This is a genomic window from Cupriavidus sp. 09_S30, from assembly GCF_056930435.1.
In genome coordinates, this window is the sequence record NZ_JBXOWI010000001.1 from 3,553,939 (window position 1) to 3,570,625 (window position 16,687).

The window sequence follows — 16,687 nt, forward strand, 5'->3', positions numbered from 1 at the left end:
TCCTCTTCTACAGTGCAATGTCGAGTTTGTGGATCAGCGGCGCCCATGCGGCGGCGTCGCGCTGCATGTATTTGGCAACCTCGGCGGGCGGTCCCTGGATGGGATCGAGGAATTGGAAGGCGAGCTTCTCGCGGAAGCTCGCGCTGCCGATCACGGCATTGATGTCCGCGTTGATGCGGTCGATCAGCGCGGCTGGCGTGCCCGCGCGCGCGACGATGGCATACCAGCCGGGCACGGCGATGTCGTAGCCCAGTTCGCGGAAGGTGGGGACATCCGGCAGCGCAGCGATGCGGCGCTCGCCGGTGACGGCCAGCGGCACCAGCTTGCCGCCGGCGATATAGGGCTGCACGCCGGCAATCACGTTCATCATGACCGGCGTGTCGCCTGTCATCAGGCTGGTCGAGCCGCCGCTGCCGTTGAACGGCACGTGCAGCAGTCGCAGGCCGGTGCGCTCGGCCACCAGCGCCATTGCAAGGTGGGTGGAGTTGCCGATGCCGCCCGAGGCGTAGCTGATGGCGCCGGGCTGCGCGCGTGCGAGCTTGACGAAGTCGGCGAAGCTGCGCACCCCGAGCTTGGGCGATGCCACCAGCACGAACGGCGAGTTGGCCAGCATCGCCACGCCGGCCAGGTCACGCTGCGGATCGTAGGGCAGCTTGCGATACATCAGCGGATTGAACGCCAGATTGGACACCCCGGCGAAGAACAGGGTGTAGCCATCGGCCGGCTGTCCCATCAGGTAGTGGATCGCCACCACGCCGTTGGCGCCCGGCCGGTTTTCCACCACCACCGCCTGGCCCCAGCGCTGGCCGAGCTGTTCCGCCAGCGCGCGCGCCAGCACATCATTGCCGGACCCGCCCGCCTGCGGCACCACCAGCCGCACCGGGCGCGCGGGCCAGGTCTCGGCCCAGGCCTGGCCAGCCCCGGCCAGCGCGGCGGCCAGCACCGCGCCCATCATCCATTGCCGTCTCCTCATATTCCTCTCCTGTGGCAGTCATGCACCGGCGCGATCTGCTCCACGCCGCCACGTACCAGTTGGTACATAAACACTGTACCAGATGGTACACGGATCGAGAAAGACGGACATGCATCGGGATCCGGGGAAGGGAACCTGGCGCGGGGTGGCGCGCGATGCAAGAACGGGACGGAGGGTCGGAAGCGGACGACCGCGGCGGTCAGTCCCTCGGATTACTGGGCGGGTGAGGAGGGAGAGGCGGAAGAGGCGGGAGAGGCGGCAAGCCGCGGAATGGACAAAGGCGCCAGCGGCAGGCCCCTGGCGCCGCCGCGCCGCCTCAGCGCGGCGTCACCGACAGCCGCTCGGCGAAGTACTTCAGCGCTGCGGTGGTGCCCTCGCGGTCGCCGGTGGTGACCAGGTCGAGCAGCAGGCCGCGCACGGTGGCCAGCTCCACCCGCGCGCGCAGCCTGGCCTCGGCCGGAGGCAGCCCGAGCTGCCGGTGCAGGCGGTCGGCCATCACGCCCATCCAGCTGCCCACCACATCGTCGAGGAAGGCCTGGAAGCGTGCGCGGTCACGGATGGCGCGGCCGTAGATCTCGAACAGCAGCAGGATGATGGGCAGGTAACTGTCCGCGGAATAGCGTTCCCAAGCCAGTTCGAGCACACGCGCCGGATCGGCCGCATCGGCCGCCAGCGCCGGGCGCACATGCAGTTCGGCATGGCGGATGCGGCGCAGCAGGGCTTCCCAGAAGCCGTCCGCCGAGCCGAAGTAATAGATCAGCATGCGGTGGCTGGTGCCGAGCGCCTCGGCGATCGCGCGCAGCGACAGGTCGCCCATGCCGTGCGCGAGCACGTGGGCCATGGCGGCATCCAGCAACTGCACAGCCTGCTCGCTGGCAGCGCGTCCTTCGGCGGGAGAGTCGGCGGCGATGGTCTTCCTGGACGGCATGGGCGGGGCGTCGGCTAAGGGAGTCGTGTAGGGGAGACCGCAAGTGTAAGGCAGCGCCGGCCCCGCGCCCACCGGCCCCGCCGCCCGGCGCGCTCAGTCCGCCTGCATCAGGAAGGGCAGCACCTCGTCCAGCAGGCGCTGCGGGGCCTCTTCGGCGATATAGTGCCCGCAGGGCAGCGCACGGCCGTGCACGTGCCGCGCCACCTTGCGCCACGCTTCGAGCGGCGCGAAGCACTGCCCCACGGCGCCCTGCTCGCCCCAGAGTGCCAGCATCTCGCATTCGACCAGGCGGCCGGCGGCCAGGTCGGCGCGGTCGTGCTCCAGGTCGATGCCGGCGCTGGCCCGGTAGTCCTCGCACAAGCCGTGCGCCGCGCCCGGCAGCTTCAGGCAGCGCAGGTATTCCGCCAGGGCGGCCTCGGTGAACGGTGCCAGCCCGGCGCTGCGCGCACCCATGGTCTGGCGCAGGTAGAGCGCGGGATCGGCTTCGATCAGGGTTTCGGGAAATGGCGCCGGCCGGATCAGGAAGAACCAGTGCCAGTACGCGCGCGCGAAGGCCTCGCTGGTCTGTTCGTACATGGCCAGCGTGGGCGCGATGTCGAGGGTGACCAGCCGCGCCACCGCACCGGGGTGGTCCAATGCCATCCGGTGCGCGACGCGCGCGCCGCGGTCGTGCGCGAGCACGTGGAAGCGGTCGAAGCCGAGGGCGCGCATCGCCTCGACCTGGTCCTGCGCCATCACGCGCTTGCTGTAGTTGGCGTGGTCCGGCAAGCCGGCCGGCTTGTCGCTGTCGCCGTAGCCGCGCAGGTCGGTGGCGACCACCGTGAAGTGGCGGGCCAGCTCGCCGGCCACCTTGTGCCAGATCACATGGGTCTGCGGATGGCCGTGCAGCAGCAACAGGGCCGGGCCCTGTCCGCCGACCAGCGCGTGGATGCCGATGCCGCCCTCGCCCCCATTGCCTCCATTGCCATCCGCACCGCCGACCTGGACGCGGCGTGACTCGAATCCCTCAAACATTTGACGCCCCTCCTTCCTGCGCACAGGCGCCCTGCCCGTGCAGCCGCGCCATGGTCTTGCCGGCAACATCGTACAACCACGGACTGTCCGCATGGTGGCGCCGCGCGAAGGCGGCGATGGCATCGGCATGGGTCAGCGTCAGCCCGATCACGTCCAGCCCGCGGCGGAACATCTCGCGGTGGCGCGCGCTGAGCTGGAAGCCTGCCGAGAATCCGCCCGCGCGCACCGTCATGTCCGCCAGGTCGATGGCCACCCGCGGTGCCTCGGCGACGGCCAGCGCCTGCAGCAGCCGCGCCACCGCTTCCTGCGGCAGCATGACCAGCAGCAGCCGGTTGTTGAGCGCGTTGGAATAGAAGATCTCGCCGAAGCTGGGGGCGATCACGGCGCGGATGCCGTACTGCTGCAAACCCCAGACCGCGTGCTCGCGGCTGGAGCCGCAGCCGAAGTTCGGTCCCGCCACCAGCACCGCGGCGTCCTGGTAGCGCGGCTGGTTCAGCACGAATTCCGCGCGCGGCCGGCCGTGCTCGTCGAAGCGCATATCGTGAAACAGGCCGCGGTCGAGGCCGGCCTTATCGATGATGCGCAGGAACTGCTTGGGCATGATCTGGTCGGTGTCGAGGTTGGGCAGCGGCAGCGGCGCGGCCACGCCCTCGATGGGCGCGATCCCGGACGGTTCGCGCATGGCGGTGTCAGGCATGGGTGGACTCCAGTCGGCGCACATCGGTGATGCAGCCGGTGACGGCCGCGGCGGCGGCCATGGCGGGACTCATCAGGTGCGTGCGCCCGGCGCGGCCCTGCCGTCCCTCGAAATTGCGGTTGGTGGTCGACGCGCAGCGCTCGCCGGGCGCGAGCACATCGTCGTTCATCGCCAGGCACATCGAACACCCCGGCTTGCGCCATTCGAAGCCGGCCTCGACCAGCACGGCCGCGATGCCCTCCGCTTCGGCCTGCTCGCGCACGGCACCCGAGACCGGGCACCACCATCGCGCGCACGCCGGGCGCGACCTTGCGCCCGCGCGCGATGCCGGCCACGGCGCGCAGGTCTTCGATGCGGCCGTTGGTACAGGAGCCGATGAATACGCGTTGCACCGGCAAGCCCTCCAGCGCGGCGCCGCCCTGCAGCCCGATGTAGGCCAGCGCGCGCTCGGCCGAGGCCCTTGCGCTGGCATCGGCGAATTCGTCAGGCCGCGGCACGCGCGCATCGATCGCGATCACCTGGTCGGGGCTGGTGCCCCACGTCACGCAGGGCACCACGGCGGCAGCGTCGAAGACGCACTCCAGGTCGAAGCGTGCGTCCCCGTCCGAAGCCAGCGCCTGCCAAGCGGCGGCGCGCGCCGCGGGCAGCACCGCGTCGTCGATGTCGGCCGCGCGCGCCAGCACGTAGTCGATGGCGAGTGCGTCCGGCGCGATCAGCGCGCCGCGCGCGCCGGCCTCGACCGCCATATTGCACAAGGTCATGCGCGCCTCCATCGACAAGGCGCCGATGGCCTCGCCACAGAACTCCACCACGTAGCCGCGCGCACCTTGCGCACCGATGCGGCCGATCACGTGCAGGATCAGGTCTTTGGCAGTGGTGCCGGCCGGCAGCGCGCCGTCCACGCGGATGCGCATGTCGCGCGCCACGCGGTACACCAGCGTCTGGGTGGCCAGCACATGCTCCACTTCCGAGGTGCCGATGCCGAAGCCGAGCGCGCCGAAGGCACCATAGGTGGTGGTATGGCTGTCACCGCAGAGCACCACCATGCCCGGCCGGATCATCCCGTGCTCGGGCACGATCACGTGTTCGATGCCTTGCAGCGGGTCGTCGGTGTCGAACAGCGGAATGCCGTGCCGCGCGCAGTTGCGCTTCAGGTTGTGTGCCTGCAGCGCCGAGGCCGGGTCGGCGATGTTCCGCGGCGATTCGGCGTGGGTGGGAATGATGTGGTCGACCACCGCGACCTGCTGGCCCGGCGCCGCCACGGCCCTGCCGCGCTCGGCCAGCCCGGCGAAGGCCTGCGGGCTGGTGTACTCGTTCATGATGTGCAGATCTGCGTAGAGCAGGACGTTGTCCGCGTCGAGCGCGAGCACCGTGTGCGAATCCACCAGCTTGCGATATAGGGTGCGACCTGACATAGGGGGCTGCCTGGGCGAAGGAAAGGGAATTGAATGGCGGGCGGCGTGTCCGGAACCAGCACGGCCTCATTGCCATGCAGGGCAGTTTATCCATGGAATCGATGGATATAATTTCGCCAAGAGACTTTCATTCATTCCCATGATTCACGAATAGGAGGCGGCTGCCCCCATGGACGGATTCTCCGATCTCGCCTTCTTCGTGCTGCTGGTCAAGCGCGGCAGCCTGGCCGGCGCGGCGCAGCAGCTTGGCGTCACGCCTTCCACCGCCAGCAAGCGGCTGGCCGCGCTGGAAGCACGGCTGGGCGTGCGCCTGCTCCACCGCACCACGCGCAGCCTGAGCGTGACGCAGGAGGGCGAGGCCTACCTCGAACAGGGCGGCCGCATCCTGGCCGAGCTGGAGGAGCTGGAGCAGGGGCTGGCCGGCAGCCGCGTGGCGCCGCGCGGGCTGCTGCGGGTCAACGCCACGCTGGGATTCGGTCGCCGGCACCTGGCGCCGGCAGTGGGCACCTTCCTGCTGGCCTGCCCGGAGGTGGAGGTCCAGCTGCAACTGAGCGACCGGCCGCTCAGCCTGGCCGAAGAGGGATTCGATGTCGGCATCCGCGTGGGCGACCTGCCCGACGCGCGCCTGAGCGCGCGCCGGCTGGCACCGAACCGCCGCCTGTTGTGCGCCGCACCCGCCTACCTCGAGCGCCACGGCACGCCGGCCACGCCGCGCGAACTGCAGCGCCACCGCTGCATCGTGATCCGGGAGAGCGACCAAGCCTACGGCAGCTGGCAGCTGCAGTCCGCCGGCCGGCAGGAGACGGTCAAGGTACGCGGCCCGGCGGCCACCAATGACGGCGAGGTGGCGGTGGGCTGGGCGCTGCAGGGACACGGCATCCTGCTGCGCTCCGAATGGGACGTGGCGCCGATGCTGCGCTCGGGCCGCCTGCGCCAGGTGCTGCCGGACTGGGCCGCACCGCCGGCCGACATCTACGCCGTCTACCTGAGCCGCGACAAGCTGTCGGCCAAGGTGCGCGCCTTCGTCGACTTCCTGGCCGAACACTTCGCCGGCCACGACGCCGGCGAGCGCTACGCCGGCTGGTAGCGCCGGCACCACAGTCCAGCCACGGCAGCCCTGTTTCCGGCAAGGATGAGGCCGCAGCGGCGCCGCCTTCCCGACGCTTGAGCACCCGCCACCGAGCGCCTGCGCGAGACGCCCTCAGGGCAGCGCCTGCGCTTGCAAATGGACTACTGGGGTAGCAAACAGGCTACAACACGCACTGCATGCACAGCGCCGGCGCGTCGCCGCCGCGGCTGAACTCGGGCGAGGCGAGCACCTCGGGCGGCAGCCGGGAAGCGGCCACCAGCGAGAAGCCGTAGCGTGCGAAGTAGCTGGGAGAATTGGCCGACAACAGCACGGCGTGGCGGCAGCCGTCCGCGCGGGCGCGCGTCAGCACGGCCTGTACCAGATGCGAGGCGATGCCGCGGTCGCGATAGTCCGGCAGGACCGCCACCGACCTGACCACCATGCTCCTGCCATAGCGTTCGGCGCCGGCACAGCCCACCAGCCGGCCATCCAGCACGGCCACATGGAACCACTGCTGCAGCGGCTGGATATCCGCCGAAGGCAACCCGCAACACTCGAGCAATGCCGCGATGGCGGGCAGGTCCGATGCCTGCGCCCCGCGGAGCTGCAAGTCTCTTGTCATTGGGACATCTCCTTTACCCGCCCGCATGGCGGGGCTCCGCGATGGAGATCTGATTATTGTGACTGCCTGGACTGCTCGATTGCCCCCGGCTGTGGACACACTAGCGCACTTCGCGTCATTGTTCCATAGACGCTGACACACATACCGCGGCGACGGCAGAACGAGCGCCGCGCGGGGAAAGTGGCTGGACAAGGGGAGATTGGAGGCGGGGATACGGAATCGAACCGTCGTGTACGGCTTTGCAGGCCGTCGCATAACCACTCTGCCACCCCGCCTTGGATGGGCTTTGCGCGGCACCGGGAAACAGAAAGCGTCCCATGCGTCATCGCGGGCCGCAGTGTATCCGGAATTCGAAAACTCTGCACAGCCTGCCCCTGCCTCTCCCACAGCTTGCCAGCCCTGCTTTGCATGGGCATGACACCGGTGCGCATTGAATAAATGATGACCATCATCTATGATGCAGCAAGCCACCCCAGAGAGGACCCGTACCCATGGCAAGATCATCACGCGAACAGGCAGACAAGCACCGCGAAGCCATTGAAGCCGCGTCCTCGCGGCTGTTCCGCGAGCGCGGCCTGAAAGGCATCAGCGTGGCCGAGCTGATGGGCTCGGCCGGCCTGACACATGGCGGCTTCTACAGCCACTTCGACTCCAAGGACGCGCTCGCCGCCATCGCCTGCGCACGCGCCTTCGCCGAGTCGGCGCAGCGCTGGGATCACCGCATCGAGGCCGCCGCAGGCGATCGCCAGGCCATGCGCGCGCGGATCGCCGAGCCCTACCTGTCGGCGCGCCACCGCGACGATCCGGGCGGCGGCTGCCCGGCCGTGGCCATCTGCGGCGACGTCGCCCGCGAGGAAGCCGACAAGCCGGTGCGGCAGGCCTTTCGCGAAGGCCTGGAACAACTGGCCGCGCAGTGGGAACGCACCATCGACGAGCCCGAGCCGGCCGCCCGGCGCCGCCGCGCGCTGGCGGAGATCGCCGCGATGACCGGCGCCGTGCTGCTGGCGCGCGCCACACAGGACGACGCCATCTCCGACGAGTTCCTGGCCGGCATGCGCGAGCTGATGCTCGGCACGCCAGACGGCGGCTAGCCCCGGCCGCGGCCGCAGCGACAAGCGGCGACCAACGACAAACCAGAGCGCGCGGGCCCGCACGCCGGATGCCCGCGCCAAACGCCCCCATACCGACCTATGCTCTCCCAGCGACTCAGCCGCAGGCTCGACCGGCGCGGCATTCACTACGCGTGGCTCGTCGCCGCGCTGACCTTCCTGGTCATGCTCACGACCTCGGCCGCGCTCGGCCTGCCCGGCGCCTTCCTGACACCGCTGTCCCGCGAGCATGGCTGGAGCACCGAGCAGATCTCCTCGATCCTGGCGGTGCGCTTCGCGCTGTATGGCCTGATGGCACCCTTCTCGGCCATGCTGATGGACCGCTTCGGCGTGCGCAAGGTGGTCGCCGCCGCACTGGCGCTGATCGCCGGCGGCATGGCGCTTGCCACCGTGGCGCGGGAGCTTTGGCAACTCTTCATCGCCTGGGGCCTGATGCTGGGCATCGGCTCGGGCATGACGGCACTGGTACTGGCAGCCATGGTGGCCAACCGCTGGTTCACCGCGCGGCGCGGCCTGGTGGTGGGCATCCTGACCGCCAGCGCAGCCACCGGGCAGCTCGCCTTCCTGCCCCTGGCCGCCTGGCTGATCGAGCACCTCGGCTGGCGCACGGCTGTGATCCCGGTGCTGCTCGCCTGCTCGGTGCTGACGGCGCTGGTGCTCATGCTGATGCAGAACCGGCCGCGCGACGTCGGGCTGGCAGCCTTTGGCGAAGTGCCCGCTGCAGCGGCGCCGGCGCCGGACTCTCCGCCGCCGCCCGCCAGCCTGCGCACACCCTTCCTGGCGCTGCGCGACGCCGCGCGCAGCCAGACCTTCTGGGTGCTGGCCGGCACCTTCTTCATCTGTGGCCTCAGCACCAACGGACTGATCCAGACCCATTTCATCTCGCTGTGCGGCGATTTCGGCCTGGCCGCCGTGCCTGCCGCCTCGGTGCTGGCAATGATGGGGGCCTTCGACTTCGTCGGCACCATCACCTCGGGCTGGCTGTCCGACCGCTACGACAGCCGCAAGCTGCTGTGCTGGTACTACGCGCTGCGCGGCCTGTCGCTGTTCTGGCTGCCGCACTCCACCTTTACGCTGTACGGCCTGTCGCTGTTCGCGATGTTCTATGGGCTGGACTGGATCGCCACGGTGCCGCCCACGGTCAAGCTGGCCGGCTCCGCCTTCGGCAAGGAACGCGCGCCGATGGTATTCGGCTGGGTCTTCGCCGCCCACCAGATCGGCGCGGCCACCGCGGCCTACGGTGCCGGCCTCAGCCGCACGCTGCTGCTGACCTACACGCCGGCGCTCTACGTGGCAGGCAGTGCCTGCCTGGTGGCGGCACTGCTGGCGCTGGCGGCGCGCACGCGCCCAGAACGGGCGGCGGCCAGCGCCGCGCAACCCGCGCAGGCCTGAACCCGGAGGGCGCCCGGCTGGCGCCCCCGCGGCACCGCAGCAAACCCGGCGCAGTGGCCACGGCAAGCGCGCGCATGCCGACCGTATAATCGCCCGACATGCCGTTTCCGCCCACGTCCATGCCAGGCAAGCACAATTTCCGCATCATCGCGGCCGTCGTCGCCAGCGCCCTGTTCATGCAGAACATCGATGCGACCGTGGTGGCCACCGCGCTGCCCAGCATGGCGCGCGACCTGGGCGTCAACCCGGTGCACCTGAGCAGCGCCATCACCTCCTACCTGATCGCGCTGACGGTGTTCATCCCCATCAGCGGCTGGATCGCCGACCGCTTCGGCGCCAAGCGCGTGTTCATGGCGGCCATTGCGACCTTCACGCTGGCCTCGGTGCTGTGCGCCATTTCCAGCGGCCTGCCCGGCCTGATCGCGGCGCGCGTGCTGCAGGGCCTGGGCGGGGCCATGATGGTGCCGGTCGGCCGCCTGATCCTGTTCCGGCAGGTGCGCCGCGAGGAAATGCTGTCGGCCACCACCTGGCTGACCATGCCCGCGCTGGTGGGCCCCGTGCTTGGCCCCCCGCTGGGCGGCTTCCTGACCGATGCCCTGTCCTGGCGCAGCGTCTTCTGGATCAATGTGCCGGTCGGACTGGCCGGCATGCTGTTGTGCGCTTGGCTGATCCCGCCCTCGGACAGCGAGCGGCCGCCGGCGCCGGACCTGCCCGGCATGGCGCTGGTCGGGCTCTCCTTGACCTCGCTGATGGTGGGCGTGGAAACCCTCGGCCGCGGCGTGCTGCCCGCCTACGTGCCGCTGCTGTGCGTGGTGGCGGGCCTGCTGCTGTTCTGGCTGACGGTGCGGCACTGCCGCCGCGCGCCCAACCCGGCAATCGACTTCTCGCTGCTGACGATTCCCACCTTTCATGCCGCCACCGTGGCCGGCAGCCTGTTCCGCGCCGGCGCCGGCGCCCTGCCCTTCCTGGTACCGCTGACGCTGCAGCTGGGCTTCGGGCTGAGCGCGTCGATGAGCGGACTGATCTCGCTGGCCAGCGCGCTCGGCTCCTTCTGCATGCGGCCGATGACGCGTTTCGCCCTGCACTGGCTGTCGGTGCGCACGGTGCTGATCGCCGGCAGCATCTCGTTCGCGCTGATGCTGGCGATCTGCACGACCCTGTCGCCGGCCTGGCCTGAAGCGGCGATCTTCGCGCTGCTGCTGTTCGGCGGCCTGAGCCGTTCGCTCAGCTTTGCCTCGATGGGTGCGCTGGCCTTCGCCGACGTGCCGGCGCGGCAGTTGTCGGCGGCCACCTCCTTCCAGGGCACCGCACAACAGATGATGAAGGCCGTCGGGGTCGCCATCGCCGCCGGCTCGATGCAAGTCACCATGCTGCTGTCCGGCCGCGTGCACGCCAGCCGCATCGACTTCGCCTGTGCCTTCCTGGCGACCGCCGTGGTCGTGCTCGCCTCGTGGCCGATGTTCGCGGCGCTGCCGGCCGACGCCGGCGAGGGCATTTCGGGCGCGCCGCGCCGGACCTCGGCCTAGTCCGCTGAATCATTGAAATGGGAGGTGAAGGACATGCCATGCGGGAATCAGCGCTAGGCGCAAAGCGCAGCAATAGCACGGCTATTGCGAGCATTTGCAACGACGCGATGAACCCGCATGGCATGGCAGGCACCGACCAATTTCAGTGATTCAGTGGACCAGGCGCACCTCACGATCCGATCGGCTGCGTTCGATGCTGCGGCGCAGCTTATCGAGCGGCCATGCCGCTGCGGGCGCAGCGACAGCGCGAACACGAGTCGTCAGTCGAATGCGCCCTGAATGCGCCTTATCGGGGTTTCTTCTGCTCCCGCTCTATCCGCCGATTGTGCTAGCTTGATTATTCCAGTCTTAGAGGATGCCTTCCTTCCTATGTCCTGGTCCCCGAGCCTGCTGTAGAGACAAGGAGTCGCTGGAAATGATGCGGAATTTGCAGATCCGGGCAGCAGATGTTGCCGATTGGCCGGCCATCGCGGACGTCCTCGGGTGTTGTGGCTTGCCGATCGAGGCCGTCGACCAAGCTCTGCGCTCCTTTCATATTGCACTGCTAGGGGACCACATCGTTGGTTGCGCTTCTGCCGAGCTGTACGGTGCCACGGTCGTGGTCCGGTCAGTTGCTGTACTGCAGGAATACCGTGGGCATCAGATCGCGACCCGCCTCGTTGGCAGTGTGCTCATGCTGGCGTTGACTGCCGGGTGTACTAAAGCCGTACTCGTTACCGCAGGCCGCCTCGGCCTTGCCATCCATCGGGGCGACGCGCTCAAGGGTGAAGAGCCGTTGCCGGAAGAACTGGATCTGACGCAGAAGCTGGTGAACAGGTTTCGCAACTGCAAGGCAATCAAGATTTCCCTGTGCTAGCGGCCGGGGGCCATGGGTAGCCCGGCGCTTTCACACGACTTCGTCGGCGTGCGCCGAAAATCTACGACACCTTCAAATAAAGCCGGGGGTTCGCAGCGGTCTTCCTGCCGTCACCATATCGGATAGCACGCGCTTCGAGTTCACCAAGGCTCAGCTCTGCCATGTTGGTGAGGTCAATCATGCAGTAGAGATGTCGCTGCCTGAACGGTCACTTAGCAATGCAAGCACCAACGTGGCGATTCAATCCCAGGGACTGTGCATATTCCGACCGTCCGGTCATCGATAGGTGATGGCGGTGATGCATTAGGTCGTGAGGCATTGCGTCGTGCATTGCAACACGCCCTAGGCGAAATGGCAGGAATGAGAAGAATGAGGAATTTCTTTAAAAATTCCCCCTTCCGTTTCATTGAATTGTCAAAGAGTGGGAGCTACGATGGTTCCTTACCGCGCAATTGCAAGCACCCACCAGCCCGGCCTGCCCATGACGGCAAAGTAGTGGTCTGCGCAAGCGGCAGACTCGCCGGCATGGATGAAGGTGAGGTCCCGTAGCAAAAATAAATCAATAGCTTAGGAGACGACCGTGCTGAGCCCCCATGAATTCGCCACTCTGGTACTGGTCAGCGATAGCCCGGACGCCGCCGGGCTGGACCGTGTCGATGTAGAGGCATTGCTGACGCACCAACTGATCACACTTGAGCGACGTGGACCAAACCACAGCCGACCGCAGGTCACAATCCAAGGCTATGCCTTTCTCAAGGCCTTGGGGCACGCTCACGCGAAACCGAGTCGAGCCACGCTCGTCTCTTGAAGAACATCTAGCCTCAGCGGGTCAAGGGGCTACCGATGTGGGGCAGGTGCGAATCTTGCACTGCCCACGGAAGCAGTGACATAAAAAAGTTTTTCACCAGAACTGCACGCCGGCGAGTTGTTGTCCGACGAGGCGACCGGCGAGCGCAATCAGGAGACGCAAGATGACGAATTGGTCCCCCGAGAAATTCAGCAAACTACAGGCGACAAACGTCGAAGCCATGACAGGGCTCACCAACAAAATGCTGGATGGCCTGGGCAGATTGCTTGAGCTGAATCTCCAGACAATGCTATCGGCCATGACGGATGTGCAGGAAAGCACCAAGAAGGCTTTGGCCGTTCGCGAACCGCAACAATTCCTTGCGCTTCAAATGGAACTGCTGCAGCCGGCAACGGATAGCGCATTGGCATATCGACGCCAGGCATTCGACATCCTTGCCGCGACACGCGCAGAGTTCGACAAGGTTCTCGAGGCCCAGTATGCGGCAAGCAGGCAGGGATTCCAGGATCTCCTCAATGGCCTGGCGAGCAACGCGCCAATCGGCTCGCCGACACCGCTAGCCGCCTCACCGCTGGCAGCCTGCCAAGGAGTCGTCAACGCGACCAGTGCGTTCTACGAGTCGATGCAGGCGACGATGAAACAGGCAATCCAGGTGGCGGAGAACGGCTTCTACTCGACCGCCGAGGCGGCGTCGAACGGCAAGCGAAATCGTGCGACACCAGCCTCACAGGCAGCCGCGAAGTAGCTTGTTCCAGCACTGGCATGACAGCCGTCGCAGCACTGCGGCGGCCAGATTTCGAGGGAATTGCGGTGATTCTGCCGCCGAGACGTGGCCAGAATCACCGATATCGATACGCCAATACATGGAGATTGAGAAGATGACCAAGAAGCTCGCGCTAGTGACGGGTGGGATGGGCGGCCTGGGTGAAGCCATCAGTATCCGGCTCCACGATGCCGGCTGTACGGTGGCAGTCACGCATTCCCCTGGCAATACCGGCGTCGCAGACTGGCTCAAGCGGATGGAGGAGCAGGGCCGCAGATTCCACGCCTATGCCGTCGACGTCGCCGACTACGATTCCTGTCAGCAATGCGTAGCCACGCTGCGGGAGGAACTGGGCGCAGTCGACATCCTGATCAACAACGCCGGAATCACGCGCGACACCAGCTTCAAGAAGCTGGACAAGGTCAACTGGGACGCCGTGCTGAGCACCAATCTCGATTCCGTGTTCAACATGACGAAGCCGGTGTGCGAAGACATGATGAAGCGCGGCTGGGGACGCATCATCAATGTGTCGTCCATCATCGGCTCCAAGGGTGGCTTCGGACAATCGAACTACGCGGCGGCCAAGGCCGGCATGCATGGCTTCACCAAATCGCTGGCACTCGAGGTCGCCAAGAGCGGGGTGACGGTCAACACGATCTCACCCGGGTTCATTGCCACCAAGATGGTGACCGCTGTCCCGCAGGAAATTCTCGACACCAAGATCATTCCGCAGATCCCGGTGGGGCGCCTCGGGCAACCGGAGGAAGTGGCGGCGCTGGTGGCCTATCTTTGCTCGCCGGAAGCAGCCTTCCTGACCGGAGCGAACATCGCCATCAATGGCGGCCAGCACATGCAGTGAGGTGAAACGCGCGGCGCGGCCGAGGTCGGCACTGGGCCTGGGGCACTATCAATCGTCGTGCCCATGCCGCCCGTGGTCGCGGTGGCCGTGCCCGCGCCATCTCCGCTCACCCTGGTCGTCATCGTCATCATCGCGGCCGCGCCAGTAGGGAGCAGGAGCCACGACAACCGGGCGGGGTACATAGACAGGCCGGGGTTCCACATAAACCGGTTGGGGCGCGACATATACCGGTCGGGGGGCAACATAGACCGGTGCCGGTTCCGCATAGACGACGCCGGGAATGCCTATGCCGATATCGACGTTGACATGTGCGCTTGCAGCCGGAGCGTTTGCGAGAAGTGTGCCGCCAAGCACCGCAAACATGGCAAATTGCTTCATCTTTTCCTCCACCCTGGACGGCTGCAACTCTACTGATTCGCACTGGGCGCCGCGAGGCGAATCCCGTAACGATTTGTAACTTGCGAAGGCCGCTTGATACAACGAGCTGAAAGACTCGCTGCTATGCTTCGCCACCCTGTTGCAGAGCCTTCCTTATGCGTGGCACCCCCTCATTACCCACCCTTGCGTTCCTGTGCCTCATCGCTTCGGCGACCGTCCACGCGGACGATCGCGTGCATCTCGCCCAGTATGGCTATCCCGCCCAAAGCGAGGAGTTGAAGGAAAAGTATCGCAGCGGTCCTTGCGAAGTCGAACGCGAGCAAAAGCGAGACGGCGAGTACAAGATGGAACGCAAGTGCAAGGGCGGTCCGCCTGGCTATGAGCGGAAAGAGAAGTATCGCGATGGGCCTTGCAAAGTAGAGCGCGAGTGGAAGGAAGACGGGGAATTCGAAGAGAAGATCGAATGCAAGCAGTAGTGGTCCCCCGCTTTTGCGTTTCGGCACAGCCGCGCTTTGTCTTTTCTTAGGCAAGCCCCGCCTTGTCGGTCATCCAACCGTCAAGGCGAGGTCACGGCTCAACAGCAGAGGTGACGGCTACTGGCTCTTCCGCAAGCTGGTAACGGTCAGGGCGCCATTGACGTGTTCGGCGACAAAGTCAATGCTGTCGCCTGCTGCCACTTGTTGCAGCATGGCCGGGTCCTTGACGCGAAAGGCCATGGTCATGGCATCCATGCCCAGGTTTTCAAGCGGCCCGTGCTTGATGGTCAGCTTGCCAGCCGGGATATCCACCTTCTTCACCTCGCCGTGCGACGCCTTGTCTGCGGCGACAGTGGCTGCCGGTGCACTGCTCGCCTCCGCGCCGGCAGCAAACGCCGGCGCCGATATCAGGAGGGTGAGGCCGACCAGAATGGGGGCGGTCTTCTTCATCATGATGACTCCTTACTGAAAAAAATGGGCGAGCGGCATGCCCGCCGAATCGCTCAATCGCCGGACAGGTCACCGGTGTACTCATAAGCCACCGTTCCCTTCGGGTGCTTGTACCAGCCTGGGTCCTTGTAGTCGTTGCGGCCCAGTCCCTCCCGGACCTTCACCACGGTAAACATGCCGCCCATCTCGATCGGGCCGAATGGCCCCTGCCCAGACATCATCGGCAAGGTGTTGTCCGGCAGCGGCATTTCCATTGCCCCCATGTCCGCCATCCCCGCTTCGCCCATTCCCATATAGTCCGGTACGAGCTTGTTCATCTTCCTCGCGAGGTCGTTCTGCTTGACGCCAATCATGGTGGGAACCTGATGGCCCATCGCGTTCATCGTGTGGTGCGACTTGTGGCAGTGGAAGGCCCAGTCTCCCGGGTTGTTCGCGACAAACTCGATCGCGCGCATCTGCCCGACTGCCACGTCGGTCGTTACCTCCGGCCAGCGTGCCGCCTTGGGAACCCAGCCACCGTCCGTGCCGGTCACCTCAAAGTCCGCCCCGTGCAGATGGATCGGGTGATTGGTCATGGTGAGATTGCCAATGCGAATGCGCACGCGGTCGCCGAGGCGCACGGGCAAGGAGTCGATGCCTGGAAACACGCGGCTGTTCCACGTCCACATATTGAATTCGGTCATCGTGGCCACACGCGGCGTGTATGAGCCCGGGTCGATGTCGTAGGCCGACATCAGGAACACGAAGTCACGGTCGACGCGCATGAAGGCGGTGTCCTTGGGGTGGACGACGATGAAGCCCATCATGCCCATTGCCATCTGCACCATTTCATCCGAGTGCGGGTGGTACATGAAGGTGCCGGACTTGCCCATCACAAACTCATAGACGAAGGTCTTGCCCGGCTTGATGTGTGGCTGGGAGAGTCCGCCTACGCCATCCATCCCGGACGGCAGCAAGATGCCGTGCCAATGCACGGTGGTGTGTTCCGGCAGTTTGTTGGTCACGAAGATGCGGACCTTGTCCCCTTCCACACACTCGATGGTGGGCCCGGGACTTTGCCCGTTGTAGCCCCAGAGGTGGGCCTTCATGCCTGGCGCGAGTTCGCGCTCGACGGGCTCGGCGATAAGATGAAATTCCTTCCAGCCGTTGCGCATGCGCCATGGCAGCGTCCAGCCGTTCAGCGTGACCACCGGGTTATAGGGACGGCCCGACTGCGGTACCAGCGGGGGTTGAGTCGAGGCCCCCGATTGCAGCGCTGCCTCGGGCAAGGATGCAGCCCCCGCCTTCGAGACGACAGCGGCACCGAGCATCGCGGCGCCGGAGCCTTGCAGGAATTGTCTACGTGAAACCAT

The 16,687-nt window shown here is 66.5% G+C and carries 16 protein-coding genes, 1 tRNA gene and 1 pseudogene; 8 read left to right on the forward strand and 10 right to left on the reverse strand.

Features of this window, described 5'->3' with window-relative positions:
- Positions 1–7 precede the first annotated feature (7 nt).
- The 5 genes and pseudogenes from AC1Z3O_RS16615 to leuC form a co-directional block, all read right to left on the reverse strand.
- Positions 8–973, reverse strand: a complete 966-nt coding sequence (locus AC1Z3O_RS16615; protein WP_483516798.1) for a Bug family tripartite tricarboxylate transporter substrate binding protein — start codon at positions 971–973, stop codon at positions 8–10.
- 316 nt (positions 974–1,289) lie between these two features.
- Positions 1,290–1,901, reverse strand: a complete 612-nt coding sequence (locus AC1Z3O_RS16620; protein WP_483516799.1) for a TetR family transcriptional regulator — start codon at positions 1,899–1,901, stop codon at positions 1,290–1,292.
- A gap of 93 nt (positions 1,902–1,994) precedes the next feature.
- Positions 1,995–2,915, reverse strand: coding sequence for an alpha/beta fold hydrolase (locus AC1Z3O_RS16625; RefSeq protein ID WP_483516800.1), 921 nt, complete (start codon positions 2,913–2,915; stop codon positions 1,995–1,997).
- On the reverse strand, positions 2,908–3,612 hold the full coding sequence (leuD, locus tag AC1Z3O_RS16630; protein WP_483516801.1) for a 3-isopropylmalate dehydratase small subunit: 705 nt from the start codon (positions 3,610–3,612) through the stop codon (positions 2,908–2,910). Before leuD ends, AC1Z3O_RS16625 begins: the two co-directional genes overlap by 8 nt.
- Positions 3,605–5,027, reverse strand: a pseudogene (gene leuC, locus AC1Z3O_RS16635) (3-isopropylmalate dehydratase large subunit). Before leuC ends, leuD begins: the two are co-directional and overlap by 8 nt.
- Positions 5,028–5,196: 169 nt before the next feature.
- On the opposite strand from leuC, the gene AC1Z3O_RS16640 reads away from it, so the two are divergent.
- Positions 5,197–6,114 carry a LysR family transcriptional regulator gene (locus AC1Z3O_RS16640; protein ID WP_483516802.1) on the forward strand — a complete coding sequence of 306 codons (918 nt, stop codon included), beginning with the start codon at positions 5,197–5,199 and terminating at the stop codon, positions 6,112–6,114.
- Between the two features lie 163 nt (positions 6,115–6,277).
- Here AC1Z3O_RS16640 and AC1Z3O_RS16645 read toward each other — a convergent pair whose 3' ends face one another.
- Both AC1Z3O_RS16645 and AC1Z3O_RS16650 read right to left on the reverse strand, forming a co-directional pair.
- A complete protein-coding gene (locus AC1Z3O_RS16645) occupies positions 6,278–6,718 on the reverse strand; it encodes a GNAT family N-acetyltransferase (protein WP_483516803.1) in 441 nt (146 codons plus the stop codon).
- A 200-nt stretch (positions 6,719–6,918) separates the two neighbouring features.
- Positions 6,919–6,993, reverse strand: a tRNA-Cys gene (locus AC1Z3O_RS16650).
- Between the two features lie 216 nt (positions 6,994–7,209).
- Between AC1Z3O_RS16650 and AC1Z3O_RS16655 the strand changes: the two genes are divergently transcribed.
- The 6 genes from AC1Z3O_RS16655 to phbB all read left to right on the forward strand — a co-directional run bounded on the left by AC1Z3O_RS16655 (position 7,210) and on the right by phbB (position 14,031).
- The gene (locus AC1Z3O_RS16655) at positions 7,210–7,809 is read left to right on the forward strand and encodes a TetR/AcrR family transcriptional regulator (RefSeq protein ID WP_483516804.1); all 600 of its coding nucleotides are present in this window, start codon (positions 7,210–7,212) and stop codon (positions 7,807–7,809) included.
- A gap of 99 nt (positions 7,810–7,908) precedes the next feature.
- Complete coding sequence (locus AC1Z3O_RS16660; RefSeq protein WP_483516805.1) at positions 7,909–9,219, forward strand: MFS transporter; 1,311 nt, start codon at positions 7,909–7,911, stop codon at positions 9,217–9,219.
- A gap of 119 nt (positions 9,220–9,338) precedes the next feature.
- Positions 9,339–10,745 (forward strand): MFS transporter, encoded by a 1,407-nt coding sequence (locus tag AC1Z3O_RS16665; protein WP_483516806.1) that lies wholly within the window; start codon positions 9,339–9,341, stop codon positions 10,743–10,745.
- Positions 10,746–11,160: 415 nt separating this feature from the next.
- On the forward strand, positions 11,161–11,601 hold the full coding sequence (locus AC1Z3O_RS16670; protein WP_483516807.1) for a GNAT family N-acetyltransferase: 441 nt from the start codon (positions 11,161–11,163) through the stop codon (positions 11,599–11,601).
- Between the two features lie 971 nt (positions 11,602–12,572).
- Positions 12,573–13,154: a phasin family protein gene (locus AC1Z3O_RS16675; protein ID WP_483516808.1), complete on the forward strand. Its 582-nt coding sequence runs from the start codon at positions 12,573–12,575 to the stop codon at positions 13,152–13,154.
- 133 nt (positions 13,155–13,287) lie between these two features.
- A complete protein-coding gene (phbB, locus tag AC1Z3O_RS16680) occupies positions 13,288–14,031 on the forward strand; it encodes an acetoacetyl-CoA reductase (protein ID WP_483516809.1) in 744 nt (247 codons plus the stop codon).
- Between the two features lie 48 nt (positions 14,032–14,079).
- Here phbB and AC1Z3O_RS16685 read toward each other — a convergent pair whose 3' ends face one another.
- Positions 14,080–14,409, reverse strand: coding sequence for a PXPV repeat protein (locus AC1Z3O_RS16685; RefSeq protein WP_483516810.1), 330 nt, complete (start codon positions 14,407–14,409; stop codon positions 14,080–14,082).
- A gap of 155 nt (positions 14,410–14,564) precedes the next feature.
- Here AC1Z3O_RS16685 and AC1Z3O_RS16690 point away from each other — a divergent pair, with 155 nt between their 5' ends.
- Positions 14,565–14,885, forward strand: a complete 321-nt coding sequence (locus tag AC1Z3O_RS16690) for a hypothetical protein (RefSeq protein ID WP_483516811.1) — start codon at positions 14,565–14,567, stop codon at positions 14,883–14,885.
- Between the two features lie 117 nt (positions 14,886–15,002).
- Here the strand turns inward: AC1Z3O_RS16690 and AC1Z3O_RS16695 are convergent, their stop codons facing one another.
- Both AC1Z3O_RS16695 and AC1Z3O_RS16700 read right to left on the reverse strand, forming a co-directional pair.
- Positions 15,003–15,338: a copper-binding protein gene (locus tag AC1Z3O_RS16695; protein WP_483516812.1), complete on the reverse strand. Its 336-nt coding sequence runs from the start codon at positions 15,336–15,338 to the stop codon at positions 15,003–15,005.
- 50 nt (positions 15,339–15,388) lie between these two features.
- Positions 15,389–16,687, reverse strand: coding sequence for a multicopper oxidase domain-containing protein (locus AC1Z3O_RS16700; protein ID WP_483516813.1), 1,299 nt, complete (start codon positions 16,685–16,687; stop codon positions 15,389–15,391).

Bases quoted from the DNA above. Each gene is read 5' to 3' on its own strand.
- AC1Z3O_RS16615 (WP_483516798.1), bottom strand. From the start codon at position 973: ATGAGGAGACGGCAATGGATGATGGGCGCGGTGCTGGCCGCCGCGCTG.
- AC1Z3O_RS16620 (WP_483516799.1), bottom strand. From the start codon at position 1,901: ATGCCGTCCAGGAAGACCATCGCCGCCGACTCTCCCGCCGAAGGACGC.
- AC1Z3O_RS16625 (WP_483516800.1), bottom strand. From the start codon at position 2,915: ATGTTTGAGGGATTCGAGTCACGCCGCGTCCAGGTCGGCGGTGCGGAT.
- leuD (WP_483516801.1), bottom strand. From the start codon at position 3,612: ATGCCTGACACCGCCATGCGCGAACCGTCCGGGATCGCGCCCATCGAG.
- AC1Z3O_RS16640 (WP_483516802.1), top strand. From the start codon at position 5,197: ATGGACGGATTCTCCGATCTCGCCTTCTTCGTGCTGCTGGTCAAGCGC.
- AC1Z3O_RS16645 (WP_483516803.1), bottom strand. From the start codon at position 6,718: ATGACAAGAGACTTGCAGCTCCGCGGGGCGCAGGCATCGGACCTGCCC.
- AC1Z3O_RS16655 (WP_483516804.1), top strand. From the start codon at position 7,210: ATGGCAAGATCATCACGCGAACAGGCAGACAAGCACCGCGAAGCCATT.
- AC1Z3O_RS16660 (WP_483516805.1), top strand. From the start codon at position 7,909: ATGCTCTCCCAGCGACTCAGCCGCAGGCTCGACCGGCGCGGCATTCAC.
- AC1Z3O_RS16665 (WP_483516806.1), top strand. From the start codon at position 9,339: ATGCCAGGCAAGCACAATTTCCGCATCATCGCGGCCGTCGTCGCCAGC.
- AC1Z3O_RS16670 (WP_483516807.1), top strand. From the start codon at position 11,161: ATGATGCGGAATTTGCAGATCCGGGCAGCAGATGTTGCCGATTGGCCG.
- AC1Z3O_RS16675 (WP_483516808.1), top strand. From the start codon at position 12,573: ATGACGAATTGGTCCCCCGAGAAATTCAGCAAACTACAGGCGACAAAC.
- phbB (WP_483516809.1), top strand. From the start codon at position 13,288: ATGACCAAGAAGCTCGCGCTAGTGACGGGTGGGATGGGCGGCCTGGGT.
- AC1Z3O_RS16685 (WP_483516810.1), bottom strand. From the start codon at position 14,409: ATGAAGCAATTTGCCATGTTTGCGGTGCTTGGCGGCACACTTCTCGCA.
- AC1Z3O_RS16690 (WP_483516811.1), top strand. From the start codon at position 14,565: ATGCGTGGCACCCCCTCATTACCCACCCTTGCGTTCCTGTGCCTCATC.
- AC1Z3O_RS16695 (WP_483516812.1), bottom strand. From the start codon at position 15,338: ATGATGAAGAAGACCGCCCCCATTCTGGTCGGCCTCACCCTCCTGATA.
- AC1Z3O_RS16700 (WP_483516813.1), bottom strand. From the start codon at position 16,687: ATGGTTTCACGTAGACAATTCCTGCAAGGCTCCGGCGCCGCGATGCTC.